Origin of the sequence: Enterovirga sp. (assembly GCF_028290205.1) — a bacterium.
In the GTDB taxonomy this organism is placed as follows: Bacteria; Pseudomonadota; Alphaproteobacteria; order Rhizobiales; family Beijerinckiaceae; genus Enterovirga.
The window spans coordinates 1-3,160 of sequence record NZ_JAQGKF010000218.1; the positions used below are offsets into that span (position 1 = coordinate 1).

General features: G+C 71.0%; 3 protein-coding genes. 1 reads left to right on the plus strand and 2 read right to left on the minus strand.

Features of this window, described 5'->3' with window-relative positions; genetic code table 11:
• Positions 1-1,023 (minus strand): signaling recognition particle receptor family protein (locus JWR86_RS15080; protein ID WP_299567075.1); only part of this gene is annotated, 1,023 nt, incomplete at its 3' end.
• Between the two features lie 152 nt (positions 1,024-1,175).
• Between JWR86_RS15080 and JWR86_RS15085 the strand changes: the two genes are divergently transcribed.
• On the plus strand, positions 1,176-1,877 hold the full coding sequence (locus tag JWR86_RS15085) for an RluA family pseudouridine synthase (protein ID WP_299567071.1): 702 nt from the start codon (positions 1,176-1,178) through the stop codon (positions 1,875-1,877).
• Positions 1,878-1,886: 9 nt separating this feature from the next.
• Here JWR86_RS15085 and JWR86_RS15090 read toward each other — a convergent pair.
• A partial coding sequence (locus tag JWR86_RS15090) for a glycerol kinase (protein ID WP_299567073.1) occupies positions 1,887-3,160 on the minus strand: 1,274 nt, incomplete at its 5' end.

Genomic DNA, 3,160 nt, shown 5'->3' on the forward strand with positions numbered 1-3,160 from the left:
ATCGTCCTTGCGTATCACCCGGTTGATCTTTTCGAGCTCCGCCATCAGGCCGTCCTTGTTCTGCAGCCGTCCGGCTGTGTCGATCATCAGCACGTCCGCGCCGCGCTCGCGCGCCTCGGTCAGCGCGTCGAACGCGAGGCCGGCGGCATCTGCCCCCTGCCCCTTCGCGATCACGGGCGCGCCGACGCGCTCGCCCCACACCTTGAGCTGCTCGATCGCAGCGGCCCGGAACGTGTCGCCGGCCGCGATCATGACCGACAGGCCGTCGCGCCGGAATTTCTGGGCGAGCTTGCCGATCGTGGTCGTCTTGCCGGCGCCGTTCACGCCCACCATCAGGAGGACAAACGGCTTACGGCCGCGATCCACCGAGAGCGGCATCGCGACCGGCGCCAGCACCTTCTCGATCTCCGCGGCCATGATCGTCTTCACCTCGCCTGGCGAGATCTCGCGGTCGTAGCGGCCGGCCCCGACGGCTTCGGAAATCCGGGTCGCGGTCTCGATCCCGAGGTCGGCCCCGATGAGCACGTCCTCCAGGTCATCAAGGGTCGCGCGGTCGAGCTTGCGCTTGGTGAACAGCCCCGTGACGCTGTCGCTGATCGAGGACGAGGTCCGGCGCATGCCCTCCGTTAGGCGCCGCCACCAGCCGCGCTGCTCGGCGGCCGATTCGGGCACAGGCTCGGGTACGGGCGCGACCGGTTCCGGCACAAAGGCGGGCGCGGCCGGGGTCGCCGCAGGCGGGGCAGGCTCCGTGACGGGGGAGCCCTCCTCGGTCGCGAGGCGCGGGATGGGCTCGGCCGGCCCGCCACCTTCCGGCTGGCCGACCACAGGCTGCAGGGTCGCGCCTCTCAGCTCGTCGACGGGTTTTTCGACAGCCGGCGTCTCGGGCGAGGCTTCCGTGACGGTGGGCGGCGCGACCGGGAGCGGGCCGGCATCGGCGGCCGGGATAAAGTCGGGCTGCCCCTCATACAGCGAGGCGGGCGACAGGGCCGGCGGCTCTGGCAGCGGCTCCGGCCCGGGCGCCATATCCGCCGCGTGCTCGGCCGCAGCCTCCTCGCGCAGCCGCTCGTCCGTGCTGCGCCCGAGAATCTTGTCGAGAAGCCAGCCCGGCTTCTTGCCTAGCAACGCCATGAACAGTCCTTGCCGGGCCGAGAGGGCTCGGGATAGCTCGGGTCAGAATGGGTTCGACACAGATAGTGCCTCCGCTCCTCTACCGCGATGCATTGATGCTCGTCATCGACAAGCCTGCGGGGATCGCGGTTCATCCCGGACCGGGCGGCGGGCCGAACCTCACGGCCTCCCTCGAGGGGCTCCGCTTCGGCCTGCCGCGCCGGCCGGAGGTGGCGCATCGGCTCGACAAGGACACGTCCGGCTGCCTCGTTCTCGGCCGGCACCGCCAGGCGCTGATTCGCCTCGGCAAGCTCTTTGCCAGCAGCAAGGTCGAGAAGACCTATTGGGCGGTGGTGGTGGGCGGCCCGGAGACCGACGAGGGCGAGATCGATCTGCCGCTCGCGCCGCGCTCGCCCGACCCGGCGAACTGGCTGATGAAGGTGGATCCCGCGGGGCAGGCTTCGCTCACGACGTGGCGGGTGCTCGGCCGCGCCGACGGACAAACCTGGCTGGAGCTGCGGCCTGTCACCGGACGGACGCACCAGCTCCGGGTGCATTGCGCTGCGCAGGGTTGGCCGATCCTTGGGGATGCCGCCTATGGCAGCGGCTCGGGGCGCGGCGGCCCGCGCCTGCACCTGCACGCCCGAAGCATCACGCTGCCGCTTTATCCCAAGAAGCCGCCGATCCACGTGGAGGCGCCCCCGCCCGCCCACATGGCCGAGCGGCTGGCGATGCTGGGCGAGGGCCCGCCCATGCAAAACCCAGGCTAGGGCAGCAGGTCAGGCACTCGTCGCCAGCAGCGCCTGCACGGCACGGCGCCAGCCGGCGATCTTGCGCTCGCGCGTGCCCGGGTCGAGCGCCGGCGTGAAGCGCCGGTCGAGGCGCCAAGTATCGGAGAAGCGCTCCGGCTCCGGATAGATGCCGGCCTGCAAGCCCGCGAGATAGGCCGCGCCAAGCGCTGTGGTTTCCTGGATCTCCGGCCGGTCCACCGGCGCCCCGATGAGGTCGGCAATGCTCTGCATCGTCCAGTCCGAGGCCGTCATGCCGCCGTCGACCCGCAGCACCGTCCCGGCCCCGTCGCCGTCCGGCCAGTCGGCTCGCATCGCGACCAGAAGGTCGACGGTCTGGAAGCACACGCTTTCCAGCGCGGCCCTGGCGATCTCGTTCGGCCCGGTGCCGCGCGAGATGCCAAAGAGCGCGCCGCGCACGTCGGGGTTCCAATAGGGCGCGCCGAGGCCGACGAAGGCCGGCACGAGGTAGAGCTCCTGCGCCGGGTCTGCCGCCTGCGCCTTGCGGCTGCTTTCGGCCGCGTTGGCGATGAGCCCCAGGCCGTCGCGCAGCCATTGCACCACGGCGCCGGCGACAAAGATCGAGCCTTCGAGCGCGTAGTGACGCCGGCCACCGAGCTGGTAGGCGATCGTCGTGAGAAGCCGGTTCTTCGAGGCGATCGGGGTCTCGCCCGTGTTGAGCAGGGCGAAGCAGCCCGTGCCGTAGGTCGATTTCACCATGCCGGGCGAGAAACAGGCTTGGCCGATCATGGCGGCCTGCTGATCGCCCGCGATGCCACGGATCGCGATCGGCGCTCCGAAGATGCCGGGCTCGGTCGTGCCGAACTCGGCCGCGCAATCCCGCACCTCGGGGAGCATCGCGGCCGGGATGCGCAGCAGCCGCAGCAGATCCTCGTCCCAGGCGCCGCGCCGGATGTCGTACAGCATGGTGCGCGAGGCATTGGTGGCATCGGTCCCGTGCACCCGCCCGCCGGTCAGCTTCCACAGCAGGAACGAATCCACCGTGCCGAACAGGAGTTCGCCGCGCTCGGCCCGCGCGCGCGCACCCGGCACATGGTCCAGGATCCAGGCAACCTTGGTGGCCGAGAAATACGGGTCGACCAGCAGGCCGGTCCGCTGCGCGATCAGCGCCTCATGACCCTCCTCCTTCAGGCGCGCGCAGAGCGGCGCCGTCCGGCGGTCCTGCCACACGATGGCGCGGCCGACCGTCTCGCCGGTGCGGCGGTCCCAGACGAGGGCCGTCTCGCGCTGATTCGTGATGCCGA

Coding starts and splice junctions, on each gene's coding strand:
- JWR86_RS15085 (WP_299567071.1), top strand. CDS start 1,176: ATGGGTTCGACACAGATAGTGCCTCCGCTCCTCTACCGCGATGCATTG.